Raw genomic sequence first — 19,579 nt, 5'->3', positions numbered from 1 at the left:
CAAAACGAGGACCAAGAACAATGCAACCGAACCTGAAATTCTCGCGCGGCGAATATGCGGATCGCCTCGCCAAGACGCGCAAAGCCATGGAAGCAAGGGGCGTCGATCTCCTCATTGTCAGCGATCCCTCCAACATGGCCTGGCTGACCGGCTATGACGGCTGGTCGTTCTATGTACATCAAGCCGTCATCGTGCCGCCGTCGGGCGAGCCGGTCTGGTATGGGCGCGGCCAGGACGCCAACGGCGCCAAACGCACCGCCTATCTCGCGCATGACAACATTGTCGGCTACGCCGACCACTATGTGCAATCGACCGAGCGCCATCCGATGGACTTCCTGTCCAGCGTGCTTGCCGATCGCGGCTGGGGCAAGCTTACCATTGGCGTCGAGATGGACAATTACTGGTTCTCGGCTGCTGCCTTCGCATCGCTACAGAAGCATCTGCCCAATGCCCGCTTCGTCGACGCCACCGCGCTGGTCAACTGGCAGCGCGCGGTGAAGAGCCCGACCGAGATCGACTATATGCGCAAGGCTGCCCGCATCGTCGAGGCGATGCACCAGCGCATCGTCGACAAGATCGAAGTCGGGATGCGCAAATGCGATCTCGTTGCCGAGATCTATGATGCCGGCACGCGCGGCGTCGACGGCCCAGAGGGGCGAATTGGCGGCGACTATCCGGCGATCGTGCCGCTGCTGCCATCGGGCGCCGACGCTTCGGCGCCGCATCTGACCTGGGACGACAGGCCGATGCAGCGCGGCGAGGGCACCTTCTTCGAAATCGCCGGTTGCTACAACAGGTACCATTGCCCACTGTCGCGAACCGTTTTCCTCGGCAAGCCGACGCAAGAATTTCTCGATGCCGAGAAGGCGACGCTGGAGGGCATGGAGGCGGGCCTGGCCGCGGCGAAACCCGGCAACACCTGCGAAGACATCGCCAATGGCTTCTTCGGCGTGCTGAAGAAATACGGCATCGTCAAAGATAACCGCACCGGCTACCCGATCGGCCTGTCCTATCCGCCGGACTGGGGCGAACGCACGATGAGCCTGCGACCGGGCGACCGCACCGAGCTCAAGCCCGGCATGACCTTCCATTTCATGACCGGACTGTGGCTGGAAACGATGGGACTGGAGATCACCGAGTCCATCCTGATCACCGAAACCGGTGTAGAGTGCCTGGCCAATGTGCCGCGCAAGCTGGTGGTGAAGGATTGAAACCGATGTCCAGTCTACGCCCCTCCCCGATCTCGCCGACCGTCGATTTCGACCGCGACGGCGTCCAGCACGGTTTCCTGCGCTTGCCCTACAGCCGCGACGATTCGGCGTGGGGCTCGGTGATGATCCCGATCTGCGTCATCCGCAACGGCAAAGGGCCGGCAGCACTGCTGACCGGCGGCAACCATGGCGACGAGTATGAGGGGCCGCTGGCGCTCTACGACCTCGCCAGGACGCTCGATCCGAAGCATGTCAGCGGCACCGTGATCATCGTGCCGGCAATGAATTATCCGGCCTTCCGCGCCGGCACGCGGACGTCGCCGATCGACAAGGGCAACATGAACCGCAGCTTTCCCGGTCGGCCGGACGGCACGGTGACCGAGAAGATCGCCGATTATTTCCAGCGTGAGCTACTTCCCCGCGCGGACATCGTGTTCGACTTCCATTCCGGCGGCAGGACGTTGGACTTCGTGCCGTTCTGCGCCGCGCATACTTTGCCGGACAAGGCACTGGAGCAGAAAGCCTTCGAGGCGGTTGCGGCATTTTCCGCGCCGTTTTCGATGCGCATGATCGAGATTGATTCAGTCGGCATGTACGACACGGCAGCCGAAGAGATGGGCAAGGTTTTTGTCAGCACCGAACTTGGTGGCGGCGGGACCTCGCGTGCGCAAACCGTACGGATCGCGCGACGCGGTATTCTCAATGTGCTGCGCCATACCGGCATCGTTGCCGGAGCGGTCGAGAAGAGCCCGACGCAGTGGCTCGACATGCCATCGGGCGATTGTTTTTCGTTCGCCGAGGAAGACGGCATGATCGAAACCATGGTCGATCTTGGCGAGCCGGTCGAAGAAGGCGCGGTGCTTGCCCGCATTCATTCCACCGGTCGCACCGGCATCGCCCCCCAGGAAATCCGGGCAAAAATGTCGGGCATGCTGGCGGCGCGGCATTTCCCCGGCCTGGCCAAGGCCGGCGACTGCGCGGCGGTCGTGGCTGTGCACGTCTGAGCGGTTCCGCCAGGGACCGCCCGCACCGTCCATAACCTGCTCTGCGTTCTTCGCGGAGCGCTTCGGCGCGGCGGAAAGAAGCAGCATGGCGAGCGGAGTCGACATTGCATGAGGATGTCACTATATAGCGGCGGCTTCGACCCGCGTGCCTGAGGGCAGCGACCTCGAAGCAACTGTAAATGTGTTGTGTGTTGCGCCATCTATTGTGACGAAAATCGGCCCGAAAACCGGAAAAAGCAAATAGAAACAAATGCGCAACGCTGGGTGTGACCCAGCCAACGGTACCGACTCCTCCAGAATCAGAAAATGTTCTTGACCCTTCGATTTCCTATGGCTCTGTGGACCTTGGACGGCATCGGCTTGCCGAGTGGCCGCGACTCGGCTGGAATAGGGGCATGCATCCTTTGCGGGGTGCCGACGTTTATGATTACCAACCGGCTTTGCCGCAAGGGAACAGCAGTATGAGTGAACACGCGATCGAGTTCTTGCGGGGATGGATCGGCGAAAAGGTCCACTGCCAGCCTTCAGAGGCCCGGATCGAGAAGCAGGCCGAGACACTGGCCAAGGAATGCGCTGCCAAGGCAGCCGAAGTCGGCATACCCCTGGAGGATATCCAGGAGGAAGTCGGCGATATCAAGGAACTCATCGCCTCCAGGCTAGAGGAAGCGGCCGAGGCCGACGAGCAGCAGCAGGCGTCCAACAAAGCCGCGGAATGACCGCATAGGGGGCGGACTCCATCTGAAACACGCGGGCTTGTTTGGCCCGCGTTTTCGTTTCAATGATCGCTTTCAGCCAAATTTTTCTTTCAGCCAGGCCTTCGGCAGCGCCGGCACGAAATTGCCGTCGCGCCCGATCATGTCGTCATTGGCGACGAGCGCGTTGAGGATCGCTTCCTCCACGGCCTGGATCACCGCGTCGAAAAACGGATCGATGTCGGTGTCAGGAATGAAGTCGGCACTGGCGATGCTGCCGGACGGCGCCAGCGCCGCGCTCACGTTGGCGGTCGAGAAGGCGATAAAAATGTCGCCTGAGCTGTGATAGCCGAAGCCGCCGGTCATGGCGACGCCAAGCGGCACGCGGCGTGCCAGCCGTTTCATCTGGTGCGGCAGGAACGGGGCATCGGTGGCGATGGCGGCGATGATCGAACCCTTTTCGGCGCGCCGCGTGCCTTCGCGGACCGCCGGTTCGATGAGTTCCGGCCCGGCGCGCAGACCGCGAACCGTAAAATTGTGTCGCTTGCCGAAATTCGACTGCACGAGGGCACCGACCGTGTAGCTGCGCTCGTGTCGTTCAACGACGCGCGACGCCGTCCCTGATCCTGCTTTGAAGCCGAAAGTGATCATGCCGGTGCCGCCGCCGACGCTGCCTTCCTCGATCGGTCCGCTGGTCGCACCGTCAAGGGCCTGGGCGACGTGCTCAAAAGTCAAATGGTGGCCGTTGATGTCGTTGAGAAAGCCGTCATAGGTTTCCGCCGCTACCGGCAGCCCCCAGGCGCTGTCGAGCGCCGCCGGCAGCACGCTTTGCATCCAGCGCAGCGTGCCGTCGCGTGAGACACCGCAGGAATGCGTGTTGGTGATGGTGATCGGGAAGTTGAAAGCGCCGGTTTCCTCGACGATGTGCGAGCCGGTCAGTTCGCCATTGCCGTTCTGGCTGAAGATGCCGGCGAAGACCGGCGTGGCAAGATCGGCGCGCGGCCTGGGCAGGATCGCGGTCACGCCGGTCCCACCGGTCCCTGGCCGACGACGAGCGCGCCATCGCCCGAAATCAGCGTCGCATAACCGACCGCTACACCGGACACATCGGTGATTGCGTTGAATGGCCCGGGTGTCCCGTCGAAGCCGATGCCAAAACTTCGCGCACGCGGCTTGCCGGAAGGCGTTGCCAGATGGTTCGGATTGTCGGTCATGATCTCAGAACAGGGATCCCTGGTTGCCGGGCTCTTTGGTCTTGGCCGCCGGCTTGGTCACCGCTTTCGGTTTTGCCGTGCCGCTGGTTGCAATGGCATCGGCGGTGCCGTCGGCGAATTCCAGCGAAAGCGCCATTCCCGATGACACATCGGCCGCCTGCTTGATTACCGCGCCATCGGCGTCCTTCACCAAGGCAAAGCCGCGCGCCAGCACCGCCTTGTGCGACAGTGTCGCCATCAGCCTTTCGGCTTGGACAACGCGGCCGCGCAAACGCTCCAGCCTGAGCACCACCGCTTGCGTGCTGCGTCTGGTTAATGCTGTCAGCAAATCCCTCTGCACGCGTTGCCGCCGCGCTGTGGGCTCGATCGTGATGCGGCCTTGCAGCAGAGCCAGTTGCTGCCTGTGCCGCTGCAGCGATGCCCTGGCGCATTTCGGCAACTGGTCCGCCGCACGATTTAATTCTGCACGCCGGGCTCTTGCCAGCGCGCGTAGCGCGCCTTGCGCGCGCAAAAGATTGCGTTCGTTGGTGCGCCGCGCCTCGGCAATCCGCTGTGACAGCATTGCCGGTGTCAGTTTTACAGCGAAGAACCGTGCCCGCTTTCGTTCGGTGGAGACCAGCAGGCCACGGCCGAGCCTAGATGTCGCATCATCGAGGCGTCGCCGCGGCAGTGCCAGCAACTGATCGGGCGAGGGGAGAGCACGGGCGGCCGCACGGGCGGCCTGCCGCTTGCGTTCGAAATTGCGCAGGACCGCCGCCTTGAGTCGCGCGCCGAGGCTGGCAAGCGTGGCTTCAAGGTCCGCCTTCACCGGCACTGCAATCTCAGCCGCACCCGTCGGCGTCGGCGCCCGCACATCCGCGACGAGGTCGATCAGCGTCCAGTCCGTCTCGTGACCGACAGCCGAGATCACCGGAATGCCGGAGGCGGCAACCGCGCGGGCGAGCGCCTCGTCGTTGAACCCCCAGAGGTCTTCGAGGCTGCCGCCGCCGCGCGCCACGATCAGCAGATCGGGGCGCTGGATGGCGCCATCCCAGGCCAGCGCGTTGAAGCCGTTGACCGCCGCAGTCACTTCCGCGCCCGACGTTTCGCCCTGCACACGCACCGGCCAGACCAGGATATGCAGTGGAAACCGGTCCTTGATGCGGTGGATGATGTCGCGGATGACGGATCCGGTCGGCGAGGTGACGACGCCGATGACGCGCGGCATGAACGGCAGCAACCGCTTGCGACCGGTGTCGAACAGGCCCTCGGCCTGCAGCCGCCGCTTGCGCTCCTCCAGCAGCGCCATCAGCGCGCCGGCGCCGGCCGGCTCCAGATTGTCGATGACGATCTGGTAGTTGGATTTGCCGGGATAGGTGGTGAGCTTGCCGGTGGCGATCACCTCCATCCCCTCTTCGGGGCGGAACTTCAGCCGGCTCATCGTGCCTTTCCACACCACGGCGTCGAGCCGGGCGCGGTCGTCCTTCAGCGCGAAATAGGCATGACCGGAGGAATGCGGCCCGCGATAGCCTGATATTTCGCCGCGCACCCGCACATTGCCGAACACGTCCTCGACCGTGCGCTTCAGCGCGCCGGAAATCTCGCTCACCGTGTATTCGGTGGCGTTGGTACGTGATTCGGATGCTGCGTCGCTCATCGGCCGATTGGGGGACGGTTGGGCGCCCGCGTCAAGGTGGCCGAGTCAGGCCAGGCGTTCATAACCCGCATGCCTGACCCTGCCTACCAGCCGGGCAGGATCTGGTTCGGCTTGGTTCGCCGCAGCTTGGTGAAGGCGAGCGCCGCAAAGTCGAAGCTCCCGGTGTCTTCGCTGATCGGCACGGAAATATTGTCCAGGCTTTCCGAAATATGGCGGGCGAGCGCATCGACGATCTCCGGTCGCGACGTCTGGCCGCGCATGATGCCGATGCGGCAATCGGGCAGGGCGCCGAAGCCGTCGGCTTCGCCCAGCACCCGCATGCCGGGCCGCAGCGCGCATTCCGGCAGCACCGAGATCGCCAGTCCCGAAAGCACCGCGGCGGTGATGACGGTGGCCGAGAAGCTGGTGAACAGGATGCGATAGTCGCGGTTCTGCTGGTCGAGCACATCGACGGCGGCGCGCCGCCAGATGCAATTCGGCCGGCCAAAGGCCATCGGCAGCGTTTCCTGCTCGTGCGTGGCGTGGTTGGCCGAGGTGACCCACAGCAGCGGTTCGCGCCTCACCACCTCCGACTGGCCGCGTACGTCGTTGTGCGTCACCAGCGCCAGGTCGAGGTTGCCGCGTTTGATATGCTCGACCAGCCCCGGTGTCGGCTCGCAGATGACGGTCAGTTCGACACGCGGATTGGAGCGCGTGAACCGCGCCATGATCTCGGGCAGGAAACGGTCGGCATAGTCGTCAGGCGTGCCGATGCGGATCGTGCCTTCGAGCCGCCGGTCGTCGAAGGCGGCCAGCGTCTCGCGGTTGAGATAGAGCAGCCGCCGCGCGTAGGAGAGCAGCTTGTCGCCTTCCTCGGTCAGCCTGTTGGTGCGCCCGTCCTTTTCGAACAGCGGCTTGCCGATCCGCTCTTCCAGCCGGCGCATCTGCATGGATACCGCCGACTGGGTCCGGTGCACCTCTTCGGCTGCTCGCGTGAAGCTGCCGGTGTCGGCAATCGAGATGAAGGTCTGCAACTGATCGAGATCGAGAGGCGATTTCATCGATTTGATCCATCACTAGTGTTGATGCTTAAGATTAGAAACATTCGTTGGATTAATCAATCGCATCATGGCAAATTCGCATTGTCCACATGAAAGCATGTGAATTGGGACCGGAACCGTCGCTGTTGTCAGCGCCGATTGCTGGCCTTGCTCGTTCGAGTCTGAAGGAGACCGACATGACCACGTTTGATTTCGCCACCGAGACCTCGCGCATCACCTCGCGTCCGGCCGTTGCGACGCGCGTGGCAAATACCGTCTTCAACATCTACCGCGCCTGGAAAAACCGCCGCGCCTTTTACCGCCTTGGCGAGATGTCGGATGCCGAACTCGCCGATATCGGTCTGACGCGCGCCGACCTGCATGTCGCCATCGACGTGCCGTTCGGCCGAGACCCGACGGCGATGTTGCGCGAAATCGCCAGCGATCGCATCGAGACGATCGAGGATTTCGCCCGCAAGGTCGCTTGATCGGCTGCTTGTTGTTAAGGTTGCTTTGAACCTTTTAGAGGTTCGGCGCGACTGAAAAGTGATGCAGGCCCCACTCCCTGCCGGATCCCCGCCGGCCCGCCTGCACTCTGCCCGGTCCTCCCAGGACCGGGCTTTTCTTTTCTTGGTTGGGGACGGCGCTTGCTATCGACCTACCGCCGGTCCATGTCGCGCTTGAACTGGTCGAAGATCGTTTCCACGCCTTTCTGGTAGTCGTCACGCTGCTGGGCGCCGATCTCGAACATCTTGCCGAACAGGTCGTCGAACGGATTCTTTGGCCTGCCGCTCGGATTGGCCTGTGGCTGAGGCGCCTGACGTTGCTGTGGGGGCGCTTGAGGCTGTTGCGGCGCCGGCTGGCCGCCCGGGATGCCGAAGCCGCCACCGCCGCCTTGTCGCAACATCTCCTCGAAGATCTTTCCCAACGGATTGTCGCCATAGGGGCTCTGCGTCTGCTGCGGCTGCGCCCGGCCTTGCGGCTGCGGCTGAGGCGTACCGCCGCCGAACATGTCCTGCAGCACCTTGCCGAGCGGATTGTCGCCATAGGGATTGGGTGCCGGCTGCGGCTGGCTTTGCGGCTGAGGCGCGCCGCCGCCGAACATGTCCTGCAAGACCTTGCCGAGCGGGTTGTCCATCGGGTTCTGGGGCTGCGGCGTCTGACGTGGCTGCGGCGCCGGGGCCTGCATGCCGCCACCTTGCCGCATCATCTGCTCGATGATCTCGCCGAGCGGATTGTTGCCGCCACCGCCAAAGCCGCCGGCGGCTTGCATCTGATTTGTAGTCTGCTTGAACAGCCCCCCCATGACCATCGAGGCGATCGCCGGCAGCATCTGCTGCAGGATATGCTGGTTGACACCGCTCGCTTGCGCCGCCTGGCTGGCCACCGCGCGCGATAGATCTTTCGAGCCGAACAAATGTCCGAGAATGCCGTTGCCCTCATCGACGCCCTGCGGCGAGAAGGCTCTGGTTGCGTCCTCGAAATACTTGGCGTGCTGGCCGCTGGCCATCGCCGTTATGAAGGCGCCGAGCCCATAGGGGTCGGCAGTGTTGCGTTGCAGCCCCTGCGAAAAGGCCGGCAGCAGAGCGGCAACCGCCGCCTGCGTCTGCTGCATCGATAGCCCGTATTGTTGGGCAAGGGCCTGCATGCCGTTGCCGTTCTGGGCCTGCGTCAGCATGTCGAACAAGGTAGGCATCGGTGTCTCCTCCGGAAATCCTCGCTGGAGAAGCCTAGTTCGTTTCCACCGTCGATTGAAGCGGCTTTTGCCGATCAATCGGCCGCGTCAAATCCGAGGGTTAATAGGCATATTCCATGAACACCGGCTCGATCGAGCCGCCCCAGCGTGTGTGGTAGGCCGATAGCATCTCCTCGGCGCTGGTGGTGCCGCGTGCCACGACCTCGTCGAGCGTGTTGAGGAAGGAGGTCTCGTCGTAGCCGTCGCGGTTCTTGCGGCCACGGTTCTTCAGGCCCATGCGCGAAATGACCATCACATCGCGCGCGATTTCGCGCAGCGTGGTGTTGCGGAAGGGCGCGGAAATGCCTTGTTCCGGTACGGCATTGCGCATCGCCAGCGTTTCTTCATACGTCCAGCTCGAGGTCAGCGCCTCGGCGGCGTCGAGCGCTGCCTCATCATAGAGCAATCCGACCCAGAAGGCCGGCAGCGCGCAGATGCGCCGCCATGGACCGCCGTCGGCGCCGCGCATCTCGAGGAAACGCTTCAGCCGCACGTCCGGGAACAGCGTCGACAGATGGTTTGCCCAGTCGCCCATCGTCGGCAGCCCGTCGGGAATTTCATGCCGTGCGGCGCCCGCCATGAACTGGCGGAAGGTGATGTGCGTCATGTCGTGATAGTGGCGGTCGCGAATGACGAAATACATCGGCACGTCGAGCGCCCATTCGACATAGTCGGCGAAACCGAAATCGGGCGAGAAACAGAATTCGAGCAGGCCCGAGCGCTGGTTGTCGGTGTCGCGCCAGATGTCGCCGCGCCAGCTTTGCAAGCCGTTCGGGTGGCTTTCGGTGAAAGGCGAATTGGCGAACAATGCCGTCGACAGCGGCTGCAGCTTCAGTGACACCTGCATCTTGCGGCGCATGTCGGCCTCGCTCTCGAAGTCGAGATTCACCTGGATCGTGCAGGTGCGGTACATCATGTCGAGGCCCTTGGTGCCGACCTTGGGCATGTAGCGCGTCATGATCTCGTAGCGCGATTTCGGCATTTTCGGCGTCTCGGCCAGCGACCATTTCGGGCTGCCGCCGAGGCCAAGGAAGCGGATGCCCATCGGCTCGGCGATCTCGCGCACCTGCGCCAGATGGGCATTGCCCTCGCGGCAGGTCTGATGGATCGTCTCCAGCGGCGCGCCGGAAAGCTCGAACTGGCCGCCTGGTTCCAGAGAAATCGCACCCTGGCCGGTCGGTTCGACCAGGCCAATGATGCGGCCGTCATCGATGATCGGATCCCAGCCGAGTTTCGACTGCATGCCTTCGAGGATGGCGCGGATGCCGCGCTCGCCGCCATAGGGCACAGGCGCGTTGCCGTCGACATAGAAGGGGAACTTCTCGTGCTCGGTGCCGATGCGCCACTTGTCGCGCGGCTTGTTGCCTTCGGCCAGATGCTCGACGAGTTCGTCGACACCTTCGATCGGGCGGAAATCAGTAGTATCGCGCGCCATTTGTAAGCCCTCAGCACATGACCCCGAAAATCTGCTTTCGATTTTCGGAAAGGACCATGAACCCAATGAAATGCTACAGCGTCCTTTGTGTGTCCGAAAGGACGCGTGGCGCTCTAGGACGATCGGATGATCGCCGGCGCTAAATGGACGAAATGTCAGCAGACGAGCAAGCGAAAAATCCTGAGCCACAGGTCAACAGGAATTGAACGTTACCGCCCTGTCATCGCTTGCAAGGGATGACGTCTTACCAGTCTCCGACTGTTGCCTGCATCACCGCGAGCGCGGCCACTGCTGCCGTATCGGCGCGCAGGATGCGCGGTCCGAGCGGAATGGCGGTGACGAAGGGTAGGGCGCGCAGCATCTTGCGCTCGTCGTCGGAAAAGCCGCCCTCCGGCCCGACCAGCAGCCCAAGCCTGTTTTCCTTGACCGCCTGCAGCGCGGGCAGCGGATTGTTGGTCGAGGCGTCCTCGTCACAGAAGATCAGCCGTCGTTCCTTGTCCCAGCCGGTCAGCAGGCGGTCGAATTTTTCGGCTTCGCGCACCTCCGGCACCGCCAGGATGCCGCATTGTTCGGCGGCTTCGACGACATTGGCGCGCAGGCGATCGATGCTAGGCTTGGCCACTTGCGTGTGCTGGGTGATGACCGGCTGCAGGATGCCGGCGCCCATCTCGACCGCCTTCTGCACGAGATAGTCGAGCCGGCCCTGCTTCAGCGGCGCAAAGCAGTAGATAAGGTCGGGCAGCGGCGGCTGTGGCCGTTGCAGCACCGACACCTTCAGCCGCACCGCCCTTTTTGTCTTCGCCGTGATGGCCGCCGACCATTCGCCGTCGCGGCCATTGAACACCAGGATTTCGGCGCCTTCGCCGAGCCGCAGCACATGCAGGAGATAGTGGCTCTGCTGTTGGCCTGCGTCGAACTCGATGTCTGGCCGCAGATCGTCGGGCACGAACAGACGTTGCATCTTGTAATTGGCGCGCATTGCCGAGGAATGAGCGAGCCGACCGCCGGCGTCAAGTCTGGGCGGACGGATGCCATACGGGGCGAAAGCCGTGGTACAGCACGGCGAGCGTCGTGGCCGGCGTCAGCAGCGAGAGTGTCTTGCCTTCGAGCAGGTCGAAATCAGCTGGTGGGCCATATCCAGCAAAGGACCAGCGCAATGCTCTGCCGCCGCGCAAAGCATAAGCGTTGCCGCCATCCCCAACCATGGCACCGTCCGGCAGGCCGGCAAGCTCTTCAACAGCAACTGCTGGCGGCTTGCCGCCCGACGCCAGCCGCTCCTTGTGCAGCCGCTTGTCGACTTGCGGCGCGCGCGGCTCGGCAATGCCGAAGGCTTCGCCGAAGCGGCCGACGAAATCCTTGGCCCGTTCGCGCTGGCAAAAGAAGCAGGGGCGATGCCCGGCCGCCAACGCGGTCACCTCGTCGAGGAAGAACAGCTCGGTCCAGCCCGCTTTACCCCCCTTCCGGTTGCGGCCCATCGGCTCGCGCCGCACATTGCGGAATTGGCAGACGCAGATGATCCAGACCTGAAGCGCCCAGCGCTTTTTCAACAGCGTCTTCGTCTCGGGATCGTGGATGATGCCGCGATTGCCGGTGAACAGTCCACGCTCGGACACGGCGTGGATGGCGCCGAACGGATCGACCCGGTTCTGCAGTGGCATAGTTTTCTCCCGGAATACGCATATTGGCTGCAATACAAACGGCATGGTATCGCTCGTCGCATCTTTTTCATGTCAGCAGGGTTTTTCATGCGGGTGCTGGTGGTCCAGAACTACGACAATACCGGCCTTGGCCAGGTTGGCGCCGCTCTTGCGGAGGCGGGCGCCGATCTCGATATACGCCTTCCTTACAAGGGCGATCTGCTGCCGGATGACGCGGCCGGGCATGATGCCATGGTGGTGCTCGGCGGTGGCCAGAATGCACTGGCCGACGATGAGTACCCCTATTTCCCGGCACTGCTCGAACTGACCCGCGATTTCGCCGGCAAGGACCGCGCCGTGCTCGGCATCTGCCTCGGCAGCCAGCTCGTCGCCCGTGCCTTCGGTGGTGAGAACCGCATCGGCGGCGCCGACGAGTTCGGCTGGCGCGGCGTGTCGCTGACGCCGGATGCCAAGGCCGATCCTGTGCTGGGCGCGCTGCCGGAGAAGTTTCCGATCTTCCAGTGGCACGATGACACCTTCGTGCTGCCTGAGAGCGCCGTGCGGCTCGCAGGCAACGATGTCGCCGAAAACCAGGCGTTTCGCGTCGGCCGCGCCGTCTACGGCTTCCAGTTCCATTTCGAGGCCGACCGGCCGATGGTGCAGGACTGGAGCACGTCCTTCGCCCCGACCATCGCCGCGCGGCATCCCGATTGGGCCGGCAAGCTCGATGGCGAAATGGCCCGCAACGGGCCTGATGCGGATGCCGCGGGCCTGGCCATTGCCCGCGCGTGGGTAGCGACAATCTAAGCGTGCCCTCGATGCGCTGCCGCGTGACATAATTGGCACGCGGCGGGGAATCCGCCTGGGGAAAACACCTTTCATCCTTGGCTTGTGTCCGCCCGCCATCCTAGAAGGCGCGCGCTCTGCATCTTCCGTGCAACCGCGATGAACCTTTTGTGTGACCCGCGCGACACACCGTTGATACAGAACATGCCTAGAAGCGCTAAATCGTCGAAACTTTGAAGCGAATTCTCCGTTTCAACGCATTGGTAACCGCCTCGTGCACAGATGCAGAAAGCTCAACAAGAGATGACGTCCGTGAAAGCAGCGCTTCTGTCCTTTGCCATGGTATCCGCCATCGTGCTGTGCGGACTCGGCATCTATGCCGCCGACGCAGCCAACAACCACAACGCCGTCGACGGTTACGGTGTCACCGCCTCGCTGCACTAAAGCCGGGGCTGCGCCACGAGCCGGAGCGTCCTCGGACGCGCAGCGCTCAAGCTTGCTTAATTGTCCAAGGTTCCTTGATCGTCATTGTCAGGATGCGTTTGTCCGGACCGTCGACGACGAGCGCCGTCAGCATGCCTGATTGCCAGGCAAGCGTGTCGACATTGACGCGGTTGGCCATCACTTCCGCCTCCGGTACCGGCGTGTGGCCGTGCACCACGATCTTCGGATAGAGGCCGGTGTGATTGTGGAAGAGGTCGCGGATCCAGATCAGATCCTGCGGGTTTTGCCTGTCCAAGGGGATGCCCGGCCTGATGCCGGCATGGCAGAAGAAGAAATCGCCCAATGTCACCGAAAACGGCAGCGACCGCAGGAAATCGATGTGGTCCTGCGGCACGGCCTCGACCAGGGCCTGATGTCCTTTGCGCACGGCGGACTCGGCCTTGCCGAACCACACGCTTGTGCCGTCATTGATCGTCACGCCGTAGGACTGCGCCGTCTGGATACCGCCAAAGCGGATGAAAAGTCCGTCCGGGTCGGGGGCCTTGAGAAAATCGAGAAAACCGATGTCGTGGTTGCCGGCCAGCATCAGATGGCGCGGGTCGCGCTCGCGCGCTTCGATCAGGAAGTCGATGACGCCCTTTGAATCCGGTCCGCGGTCGACATAGTCGCCAAGATGGATGACACGCCAGTCGGCTGGCGCCTGCTGCTCGATCTCGGTCTTGATGCGCTGATGCATGGCGGCCAGCAGGTCGAGCCGGCCGTGCACGTCGCCAATCGCGTAGAGACGCACACCGTCCGGCCCCTGCGCGTCGAGAAAATGGATACCGGGTTCCGCCAAGGTCTCGTCGTCTCCGTGGTCAGGCTGTCACGGAACTCTAGCGCCGGAGCTGGTCCTTGCCCATGTCGGTGACCAGACGCTTTCCGCACAGCGCCAGCGTGATGTCCATCTCCTTGCGGATGATTTCCAACGCCTTGGTAACTCCTTCCTTGCCGAGAGCGCCCAGGCCGTAAAGAAATGGCCGGCCGATATAGGTTCCCTTGGCGCCGAGGCAGAGCGCCTTCAGCACGTCCTGGCCGGAACGGATGCCGCCGTCCATATGCACTTCGATCGTGTCGCCGACCGCATCGGCGATCTCTTCCAGCACGCCGATCGACGACGATGCACCATCGAGCTGGCGCCCGCCATGGTTGGAAACGATGATCGCGTCGGCACCGGTCTTGGCCGCCATCAGCGCATCTTCCTTGTCGAGAATGCCTTTGAGGATCAGCTTGCCGCCCCAGCGTTCCTTGATCCAGGCGACGTCCTTCCACGACAGATGCGGATCGAACTGCTCCGTCGTCCACGATGCCAGTGAGGACATGTTGCCGACGCCCTTGGCGTGGCCGACGATGTTGCGGAAGGTTCGCCGCTTGGTGCCGGCCATGGCGGCGCACCAGCGCGGGCGGATGGCCATGTCGACGATGTTGGTCAGCGTCAGCTTGGGCGGCGCCGAGAGCCCGTTGCGGATGTCCTTGTGACGCTGGCCGAGAATCTGCAGGTCAAGCGTCAGCACCAGCGCCGAGCATTTCGCTGCCTTCGCCCTGTCGATGAGGTTGAGCACGAAATCCTTGTCGCGCAGCACATAGAGCTGGAACCAGAACGGCTTGGTGGTGACGGAGGCAACATCTTCGATCGAGCAGATGCTCATCGTCGACAAGGTGAACGGCACGCCGAACTCTTCCGCCGCCTGCGCCGCCAGCATCTCACCATTCGCATGCTGCATGCCGGTCATGCCGGTTGGCGCCAATGCCACCGGCATCGATACCTTCTCGCCCACCATCGTCGATGCCAGCGAACGGTTGTCCATGTCGACGAGGACGCGCTGGCGGAACTTGATCTTATGGAAATCCTCTTCGTTGGCCCGATACGTGCTTTCGGTCCACGAACCGGAATCTGCATAGTCGAAGAACATCTTCGGCACGCGCCGGCGCGCGAGGTCCTTGAGATCGGCGATGGTCAGGATCTGGCTCATGGGTTCCCGTTTTCGATTGCTAGGAGCGTTTGCGTGCAGGTTCGGTGTCGGTAGCGTCGACACGCTGCTTCAGCCTCAGCCGCGACACGCGCTGCCAGTCGCCGCTGCGCTCAGCCTCCGCCATCGACCGTTCGACATAGGTGATGTGGTCCATCGCTGCTTGCCGGGCAGCAGCCGGGTCGCCGGCCTTCACCGCCGCATGGATCGCCCGATGCTGCGCAAGCAGCGCCTCGCGCGCGCCGGGCACCGTGAACACCAGGAGCCGGTTCTGGAAAACGCCTTCCGACAACAGCCGGTAGCAGGAGCGCAGGGTGTGCAAAAGGATGATGTTGTGCGCGCACTCACAGATCGCGTGGTGGAACTCGACGTCGATTTCAGCCTCGTCGTCGAAGTCGCCGGTCCGGTGCGCATCGTCCATGCGTGCCATGATCTTGTCGAGCAGCGCCATGTCGTCTGGTGTGGCCCGCCGCGCCGCGTATTCGGCCGCTACCCCTTCGATCTCACGGCGGTATTCCAGATAGTCGGTCACAGCCTTGCGGTGCATCGAGATCAGGTCCGTCACCGGCTTGGTGAACAACTGGCCGATGACATCGGCGACATGCGTGCCGCCGCCGGGCCTTGTCGTCAAAAGGCCGCGCCCTTCCAGCGCCTTCAGTGCATCACGCAGGATCGGCCGCGACACGTCGAACTGGCGTGCAAGCTCGCGCTCGCCCGGCAGCCGGTCGCCGGTGCGCAGGACACCTTCGAGGATGAGGCTTTCGATCTGCTGCACCACCTCGTCGGCGGTGCGCGAATGCTCGATCCTGGAAAAAATGTCGCTCAACTCAATGCCTGGAAGGTGAACCGGTGTCGCGCAGGATAAAGCCTGCGTCGTCAACTGGTCAAATTATTTATCCAATTGGTCGAAGCGTGTCGATTTTGCCGCCCGGCGCCATATCGTCTTCGGCTAAACTTTGCTGTTTGCGTCATCAGGCTATTGGTCTAGAGGGACGCGAGTGCAAGAGGGTTCAAAGAAGCCCAGGGAACAAGCCGTGTCAGACGACCCGTCCAATCTCGAGTTCCAGCCGCGCGCCAAAGGCAGCGTCATGGGGTTTCCCGCGCATGAGGGCCGGCCCGGCGCGCTCGGCGAGGTCCATGCCCGGCCGCATCCGCTGATCGAAAAGCCGCGCGTGCTGGTACAACTCGCCTTCATGACCGAAGGCGGTTCCGGCGTCGATCACGCGGTGCTTTCCGAACTGTCGCGACGCCTCGGCATCGCCGCGCCCGATCGACAGGCCCGCCACCACGCCATGAAGTGGGGCAAGGGTTCGCTGCGCTGGGAACGACACACCGAATTCTCGACCTATCTGTGGGAAGGGCCGCTCTCGGAAAGCGGCAGGGCGCAGGAAGATTCGCCGTTCGGCAACGGGTTTTCGCCGCCGGGAACCGTCATTTCGGGCATCCGGCTCGAAATCCGCAAATGGACGCAGGTCAGTGAAAGACTGATCGCCGGCTTCGATCCGACCAGCCTGTGCTACTCGCTGGTCGAGCGCGGCAATGCTGCCATCGTCACCGACTTTCGTCAGGACGGTGACGGCATGACGCGCATGCTGGTGCTCGACCGCGGCCTGACCCCGGCACGCACCGGCGCGCTTTCGCAACGGCTGATCGACATCGAAACCTATCGCACGTTGGCCATGCTCGGCCTGCCGTTGGCGCTGAACCTGTCCGGCCGCGCCCGCCGCATTGAGGACCGGCTGGCGCAGACCACGCTGGAGATGAAGGTCGCTCAGACTCGTGACAGCCAGACCTTGCTGGCCGATCTCACCGAGCTCGCCGCGGAACTGGAAGCCGACGCGGCGTCGAGCCTCTACCGTTTCGGCGCCAGCCGCGCCTATGATGGCATTGTCGTCGAGCGGCTGGAAGCGCTCGAGGAAGAAGCCGTGCCTGGGTACGACACCTGGGGCGGGTTCCTGCAGCGCCGCGTCGCACCGGCAATGCGTACCTGCCGTTCGGTCGAGGAGCGGCAGGCCAATCTGTCGCGAAAACTGACCCGCGCCACGACGCTGCTGCGCACCTGGGTCGATGTCGAGGTCGAGAAGCAGAACCGCGACCTGCTCGCCTCGATGAACAACCGTGCCCGCTTGCAGCTGCGCCTGCAGCAGACCGTCGAAGGCCTCTCGGTCGCTGCCGTTTCCTATTATGTGGTCGGCCTCATCGGTTATGTCGCCAAGGGCGCCTCGATCTTCGGCCATGCCTTCGCTCCGGAGGTCATCACTGCTGCTTCGGTGCCGGTCGCCATCCTGCTGGTCTGGTGGGGCGTGCGCCGTGTGCGCCGGATGCACTCCGAACCCGGCAAGCTGGCGGGGGAGTAGCACCTTCACCCTCCCCCTTGTGGGGAGGGTCGGTGAGCAGGTTGAGCGAAGCGAAACCTGCGAAACGGGGTGGGGGTGCTCACAGGGTGCTGGCTTTGCGCCGCACCCCCACCCCGCTCACTTCGTTCGCGACCCTCCCCACAAGGAGGAGGGTAAGACAGCGGCAGATTGCCGCTGCGGAAGCCTGTCTCGACCTTGAGGCTGGATTCCTCACCTAGGCAGCATTTGCAACCAGCGCGCTTCACTGGTAAAAGATTTTGACCAGTCAAGCGAAACGAGGCTGTTGATGTCCGGCCTGGCCATGCCGAAACCAGACGACGCGACGATGCGCCGGCGCGACGAGATCGTCGCCGACATGCGCATCATCGTGCCGGGCGAGGGCGTTGTCGACGCCGCCAATTCCATGCGTGCCTTCGAGAGCGACGGCCTGACCGCCTATCGGCAGCTGCCGCTGGTTGTCGTTTTGCCGCAAACTGTGGCGCAGGTTTCCCGCGTGCTGAAATACTGCAACGACCGCAACATCCGCGTCGTACCGCGCGGCTCCGGCACCTCGCTGTCGGGCGGCGCGTTGCCGCTGGAAGACGCGGTGCTGCTGGTCATGAGCCGCTTCAACCGCATCCTTGCGATCGATTTTCCCAATCGTGTCGTTGTCGCCCAGCCGGGCGTCACCAATCTCGGCATCACCACCGCCGTCGAGCAGGAGGGCTTCTACTACGCCCCCGATCCATCCTCCCAGATCGCCTGCTCGATCGGCGGCAACGTCGCTGAAAATTCCGGCGGCGTGCACTGCCTGAAATACGGCCTCACCGCCAACAATGTGCTCGGCATCGAGATGGTGCTGATGAACGGCGAGGTGGTGCGGCTGGGCGGCAGTCACCTCGATGCGGAAGGCTACGACCTGCTTGGCGTCATGACCGGCTCGGAAGGGCTGCTCGGGGTCGTCACCGAGGTCACCGTGCGCATTCTGAAGAAGCCGGAGACGGCGCGCGCTTTGCTGATTGGCTTTCCGACCAGTGAGCAGGGCGGCCAGTGCGTCGCCGACATCATCGGCGCCGGCATCATTCCGGGCGGCATGGAGATGATGGACCGGCCGGCGATCCACGCGGCGGAAGATTTCGTCCATGCCGGCTATCCCCTCGATGTCGAGGCGCTGCTGATCGTCGAACTCGACGGGCCGGGCGTCGAGGTGGATCATCTGATCGGCCTTGTCGAGGCCATCGCCTACAAGAACGGCTCGACCACCTGCCGCATCTCGCAGTCCGAGCAGGAGCGGCTAAGCTTCTGGGCCGGCCGCAAGGCGGCTTTCCCGGCGGTCGGCCGCATTTCGCCCGACTATTACTGCATGGACGGCACCATTCCGCGCAAGGAGCTGCCGCGTGTGCTCGCCGGCATGCGCGAACTGTCGGAGAAATACGGCCTCGGCGTCGCCAATGTCTTTCACGCCGGCGACGGCAATCTGCACCCGCTGATCCTCTACGATGCCAACGTGCCGGGCGAACTCGACAAGGCGGAAAGCTTCGGTGCCGACATATTGCGGCTTTGCGTCAAGGTCGGCGGCGTCTTGACCGGCGAACACGGGGTGGGCGTTGAAAAACGCGACCTGATGCCGGAGATGTTCACCCAGGTCGACCTCGACCAGCAGATGCGCGTCAAATGCGCCTTCGATCCCAACCATCTGCTCAACCCCGGCAAGGTCTTCCCGCAGCTCCGCCGCTGCGCCGAACTCGGCCGCATGCACATTTCCGGCGGCAAACTGCCGTTCCCGGACATTCCGAGGTTTTGATGTAATGGCGTCTCAAAACGAGAGTTCCTCGCCCCCGCAAAGCGGGGGAGAGGTGGCTCGGGCAAAGCCCGAGACGGAGAGGGGGACGCCCGACATTCCGAGCCGGCGTTCGCCAGAAAAGATCGCCCGCGCTCGTGCGCTTCGCCATGGTGACAACCAGGCGGAAGCAACCCTCTGGAACGAATTGAAGGCCAAACGGCTAGGCGGCTACAAATTCGTTAGGCAGATGCCGATTGGATCTTACTTTGCCGATTTCGCCTGTCGCAGCGAAAAGCTGGTCGTAGAGTTGGACGGAAGTCAGCATGCCGAAAGCCCTTACGACAGACGACGCGATGAATTCATGCGCGGTGAAGGGTTCTCGGTATTGCGTTTCTGGAATGTTGATGTGCTGAAAAGCCCTAGGAGTGTTTGCGGGACCATTCTTGCGGCGCTGGAAGGACGGCTCAACCAGGATGTCATCACTTCAGATCTGAGGTTCGTTTTCGCAGCCAAGCCGATCGGAGGCGACGCCCTATGATTGCCCCCTCTCCGTGGGCGGGGCGGGGGGCGGCCCGGCCGGAAAAAAAAAAAACAACAAACCACACAACCCCCCCCCCCCGCTCTCAGCGAAGATCAGT

18 protein-coding genes and 1 pseudogene are annotated in these 19,579 nt (G+C 63.2%); 9 read left to right on the top strand and 10 right to left on the bottom strand.

Annotated elements, in window-relative coordinates; translation table 11 throughout:
• The first annotated feature begins 20 nt into the window (after positions 1-20).
• The 3 genes from doeA to NKI38_RS26510 all read left to right on the top strand — a co-directional run bounded on the left by doeA (position 21) and on the right by NKI38_RS26510 (position 2,931).
• Positions 21-1,211, top strand: a complete 1,191-nt coding sequence (doeA, locus tag NKI38_RS26520) for an ectoine hydrolase DoeA (protein WP_352662788.1) — start codon at positions 21-23, stop codon at positions 1,209-1,211.
• 5 nt (positions 1,212-1,216) lie between these two features.
• Positions 1,217-2,215 (top strand): N(2)-acetyl-L-2,4-diaminobutanoate deacetylase DoeB, encoded by a 999-nt coding sequence (gene doeB, locus NKI38_RS26515; RefSeq protein ID WP_352662785.1) that lies wholly within the window; start codon positions 1,217-1,219, stop codon positions 2,213-2,215.
• 461 nt (positions 2,216-2,676) lie between these two features.
• Positions 2,677-2,931, top strand: a complete 255-nt coding sequence (locus tag NKI38_RS26510) for a hypothetical protein (protein WP_352629431.1) — start codon at positions 2,677-2,679, stop codon at positions 2,929-2,931.
• Between the two features lie 72 nt (positions 2,932-3,003).
• Here NKI38_RS26510 and NKI38_RS26505 read toward each other — a convergent pair.
• The 3 genes and pseudogenes from NKI38_RS26505 to NKI38_RS26495 form a co-directional block, all read right to left on the bottom strand.
• Positions 3,004-4,121 (bottom strand): annotated as a pseudogene (locus NKI38_RS26505) (DmpA family aminopeptidase).
• Between the two features lie 4 nt (positions 4,122-4,125).
• A complete protein-coding gene (xseA, locus tag NKI38_RS26500) occupies positions 4,126-5,757 on the bottom strand; it encodes an exodeoxyribonuclease VII large subunit (protein WP_352662782.1) in 1,632 nt (543 codons plus the stop codon).
• An 83-nt stretch (positions 5,758-5,840) separates the two neighbouring features.
• Positions 5,841-6,797 (bottom strand): LysR substrate-binding domain-containing protein, encoded by a 957-nt coding sequence (locus NKI38_RS26495; RefSeq protein ID WP_352662779.1) that lies wholly within the window; start codon positions 6,795-6,797, stop codon positions 5,841-5,843.
• A 176-nt stretch (positions 6,798-6,973) separates the two neighbouring features.
• On the opposite strand from NKI38_RS26495, the gene NKI38_RS26490 reads away from it, so the two are divergent.
• The gene (locus NKI38_RS26490) at positions 6,974-7,264 is read left to right on the top strand and encodes a DUF1127 domain-containing protein (protein WP_352662776.1); all 291 of its coding nucleotides are present in this window, start codon (positions 6,974-6,976) and stop codon (positions 7,262-7,264) included.
• Between the two features lie 170 nt (positions 7,265-7,434).
• Here NKI38_RS26490 and NKI38_RS26485 read toward each other — a convergent pair whose 3' ends face one another.
• The 4 genes from NKI38_RS26485 to NKI38_RS26470 all read right to left on the bottom strand — a co-directional run bounded on the left by NKI38_RS26485 (position 7,435) and on the right by NKI38_RS26470 (position 11,604).
• Entirely contained in the window at positions 7,435-8,472 is a 1,038-nt protein-coding gene (locus NKI38_RS26485; protein WP_352662773.1) for a DUF937 domain-containing protein, read from the bottom strand.
• 100 nt (positions 8,473-8,572) lie between these two features.
• Complete coding sequence (locus tag NKI38_RS26480) at positions 8,573-9,946, bottom strand: glutamate--cysteine ligase (RefSeq protein WP_352662770.1); 1,374 nt, start codon at positions 9,944-9,946, stop codon at positions 8,573-8,575.
• Positions 9,947-10,190: 244 nt separating this feature from the next.
• Positions 10,191-10,925 (bottom strand): 16S rRNA (uracil(1498)-N(3))-methyltransferase, encoded by a 735-nt coding sequence (locus NKI38_RS26475; RefSeq protein ID WP_352662767.1) that lies wholly within the window; start codon positions 10,923-10,925, stop codon positions 10,191-10,193.
• A 31-nt stretch (positions 10,926-10,956) separates the two neighbouring features.
• On the bottom strand, positions 10,957-11,604 hold the full coding sequence (locus NKI38_RS26470) for a hypothetical protein (RefSeq protein ID WP_352662765.1): 648 nt from the start codon (positions 11,602-11,604) through the stop codon (positions 10,957-10,959).
• 87 nt (positions 11,605-11,691) lie between these two features.
• Between NKI38_RS26470 and NKI38_RS26465 the strand changes: the two genes are divergently transcribed.
• Positions 11,692-12,390 carry a type 1 glutamine amidotransferase gene (locus NKI38_RS26465; RefSeq protein ID WP_352662868.1) on the top strand — a complete coding sequence of 233 codons (699 nt, stop codon included), beginning with the start codon at positions 11,692-11,694 and terminating at the stop codon, positions 12,388-12,390.
• 291 nt (positions 12,391-12,681) lie between these two features.
• A complete protein-coding gene (locus NKI38_RS26460) occupies positions 12,682-12,813 on the top strand; it encodes a hypothetical protein (protein WP_352662871.1) in 132 nt (43 codons plus the stop codon).
• A 46-nt stretch (positions 12,814-12,859) separates the two neighbouring features.
• Here the strand turns inward: NKI38_RS26460 and NKI38_RS26455 are convergent, their stop codons facing one another.
• Genes NKI38_RS26455 through NKI38_RS26445 form a run of 3 tightly spaced genes read right to left on the bottom strand, consistent with a single transcriptional unit; the run spans position 12,860 to position 15,648 of the window.
• Positions 12,860-13,651 (bottom strand): metallophosphoesterase family protein, encoded by a 792-nt coding sequence (locus NKI38_RS26455; RefSeq protein WP_352662762.1) that lies wholly within the window; start codon positions 13,649-13,651, stop codon positions 12,860-12,862.
• A 37-nt stretch (positions 13,652-13,688) separates the two neighbouring features.
• Positions 13,689-14,825 carry an alpha-hydroxy acid oxidase gene (locus NKI38_RS26450; RefSeq protein ID WP_352629411.1) on the bottom strand — a complete coding sequence of 379 codons (1,137 nt, stop codon included), beginning with the start codon at positions 14,823-14,825 and terminating at the stop codon, positions 13,689-13,691.
• 19 nt (positions 14,826-14,844) lie between these two features.
• Positions 14,845-15,648 (bottom strand): FCD domain-containing protein, encoded by an 804-nt coding sequence (locus NKI38_RS26445; RefSeq protein ID WP_183445146.1) that lies wholly within the window; start codon positions 15,646-15,648, stop codon positions 14,845-14,847.
• Positions 15,649-15,856: 208 nt separating this feature from the next.
• Between NKI38_RS26445 and NKI38_RS26440 the strand changes: the two genes are divergently transcribed.
• The 3 genes from NKI38_RS26440 to NKI38_RS26430 all read left to right on the top strand — a co-directional run bounded on the left by NKI38_RS26440 (position 15,857) and on the right by NKI38_RS26430 (position 19,479).
• A complete protein-coding gene (locus NKI38_RS26440; protein WP_352662758.1) occupies positions 15,857-17,179 on the top strand; it encodes a DUF3422 family protein in 1,323 nt (440 codons plus the stop codon).
• Between the two features lie 286 nt (positions 17,180-17,465).
• On the top strand, positions 17,466-18,962 hold the full coding sequence (locus NKI38_RS26435) for an FAD-linked oxidase C-terminal domain-containing protein (protein ID WP_136617366.1): 1,497 nt from the start codon (positions 17,466-17,468) through the stop codon (positions 18,960-18,962).
• A 52-nt stretch (positions 18,963-19,014) separates the two neighbouring features.
• Entirely contained in the window at positions 19,015-19,479 is a 465-nt protein-coding gene (locus NKI38_RS26430) for an endonuclease domain-containing protein (protein ID WP_352662755.1), read from the top strand.
• Positions 19,480-19,579 lie beyond the last annotated feature (100 nt).

The sequence above is a fragment of the Mesorhizobium sp. M0621 genome (assembly GCF_040320745.1).
Classification (GTDB): Bacteria; Pseudomonadota; Alphaproteobacteria; order Rhizobiales; family Rhizobiaceae; genus Mesorhizobium.
Note: the sequence above shows the minus strand (reverse complement) of the source record. Positions and strands in the feature narration are given on the sequence as shown.

Bases quoted from the DNA above. Each gene is read 5' to 3' on its own strand.
- doeA (WP_352662788.1), top strand. From the start codon at position 21: ATGCAACCGAACCTGAAATTCTCGCGCGGCGAATATGCGGATCGCCTC.
- doeB (WP_352662785.1), top strand. From the start codon at position 1,217: ATGTCCAGTCTACGCCCCTCCCCGATCTCGCCGACCGTCGATTTCGAC.
- NKI38_RS26510 (WP_352629431.1), top strand. From the start codon at position 2,677: ATGAGTGAACACGCGATCGAGTTCTTGCGGGGATGGATCGGCGAAAAG.
- xseA (WP_352662782.1), bottom strand. From the start codon at position 5,757: ATGAGCGACGCAGCATCCGAATCACGTACCAACGCCACCGAATACACG.
- NKI38_RS26495 (WP_352662779.1), bottom strand. From the start codon at position 6,797: ATGAAATCGCCTCTCGATCTCGATCAGTTGCAGACCTTCATCTCGATT.
- NKI38_RS26490 (WP_352662776.1), top strand. From the start codon at position 6,974: ATGACCACGTTTGATTTCGCCACCGAGACCTCGCGCATCACCTCGCGT.
- NKI38_RS26485 (WP_352662773.1), bottom strand. From the start codon at position 8,472: ATGCCTACCTTGTTCGACATGCTGACGCAGGCCCAGAACGGCAACGGC.
- NKI38_RS26480 (WP_352662770.1), bottom strand. From the start codon at position 9,946: ATGGCGCGCGATACTACTGATTTCCGCCCGATCGAAGGTGTCGACGAA.
- NKI38_RS26475 (WP_352662767.1), bottom strand. From the start codon at position 10,925: ATGCGCGCCAATTACAAGATGCAACGTCTGTTCGTGCCCGACGATCTG.
- NKI38_RS26470 (WP_352662765.1), bottom strand. From the start codon at position 11,604: ATGCCACTGCAGAACCGGGTCGATCCGTTCGGCGCCATCCACGCCGTG.
- NKI38_RS26465 (WP_352662868.1), top strand. From the start codon at position 11,692: ATGCGGGTGCTGGTGGTCCAGAACTACGACAATACCGGCCTTGGCCAG.
- NKI38_RS26450 (WP_352629411.1), bottom strand. From the start codon at position 14,825: ATGAGCCAGATCCTGACCATCGCCGATCTCAAGGACCTCGCGCGCCGG.
- NKI38_RS26435 (WP_136617366.1), top strand. From the start codon at position 17,466: ATGTCCGGCCTGGCCATGCCGAAACCAGACGACGCGACGATGCGCCGG.